Origin of the sequence: Roseomonas sp. E05 (genome assembly GCF_030063475.1) — a bacterium.
Classification (GTDB): domain Bacteria; phylum Pseudomonadota; class Alphaproteobacteria; order Acetobacterales; family Acetobacteraceae; genus Pseudoroseomonas.
In genome coordinates this window covers 1-649 of the sequence record NZ_JASIRT010000102.1, presented here as the reverse complement: position 1 = coordinate 649, position 649 = coordinate 1, and the positions used below count along the sequence as shown (strand labels likewise).

At 69.5% G+C, this 649-nt stretch carries 1 protein-coding gene; it reads right to left on the bottom strand.

Features of this window, described 5'->3' with window-relative positions:
- Positions 1 to 649 (bottom strand): calcium-binding protein (locus QMO56_RS26860; RefSeq protein ID WP_283530705.1); only part of this gene is annotated, 649 nt, incomplete at its 5' end.

The following is a 649-nucleotide window of genomic DNA, read 5'->3' as shown; positions in this document are numbered from 1 at the left end:
TCAGGCGAAGAGATAGTCGGTGGTGGCGAGGCTGGTGACGCCGTGGAGGGTGAGGTGGTCGGTGGAGCCATCGGCGGCGTGGATGGCGAAGAGGTTGCCCTGCTCGTGGGTGATGGTGGCGCCGGCGCCGAAGCCCGTCAGCTTCAGGATGTCGCCGCCGGCCTTGCCGGCGCCCTCGAAGTCGGTGATGAAGTCGTGGCCCAGCCCCTTGCCGATGACGAAGGTGTCGTTGCCGCCGCCGCCGGTCAGCACATCGTTGCCGGCGCGGCCGTCGAGGGTGTTCTGCGCGCTGTTGCCGATGATCCTGTTGGCCAGGGCGTTGCCGGTGGCGGTGGTCCAGGAGGTGCCGGTGATGACCAGGTTCTCGACATTGTCCGGCAGGGTGTAGCTGGACAGCCAGGTCTCCACCGTGTCGGTGCCCTGGCCGGCCAGTTCGACCACCTTGTCGGTCGCGGTGTAGGCCACGTAGGTGTCGTCGCCGAGGCCGCCCTTCATGGTGTCGCCGCCGCCGACCGACTTGAAGCCGTCATGCCCGGCGGTGCCGCTCAGCGTCTCGGTCTTGGTCGTGCCGTAGATCCAGTTGGCGGGCGCGGCGCTGTCCGGCAGCGCGCCGGTGTTGGTGCTCGGGGCGGGCGTGGTCACCACCGGG